Below are 222 nucleotides of genomic sequence, written 5' to 3'. Positions count from 1 at the left end.
TATAAAGTTCACTTTTGCATTACAAACATAAAAACCCCCAAGCTGTTCAGCTTAGGGGTCTCTACTTTTGTTTTTGCTTTCTTGCTTTAATTAATACCCTGATGGTGCCCTACTCTCACATGGGGAAACCCCACACTACCATCGGCATCTCTGCGTTTCACTTCTGAGTTCGGAATGGAATCAGGTGGGTCCACAGCATTATGACCATCAGGAAAATCGGTG

The 222-nt window shown here is 43.7% G+C and carries 1 rRNA gene; it reads right to left on the bottom strand.

Features of this window, described 5'->3' with window-relative positions:
• Positions 1–96: 96 nt before the first annotated feature.
• Positions 97–212 (bottom strand): 5S ribosomal RNA (rrf, locus tag E4T80_RS12725).
• Positions 213–222 lie beyond the last annotated feature (10 nt).

This window comes from Muribacter muris, from assembly GCF_004569585.1.
GTDB classification, from domain to species: domain Bacteria; phylum Pseudomonadota; class Gammaproteobacteria; order Enterobacterales; family Pasteurellaceae; genus Muribacter; species Muribacter muris.
The sequence above is the reverse complement of the archived record's forward strand: the minus strand, read 5'-3'. Positions and strand labels throughout refer to the sequence as shown.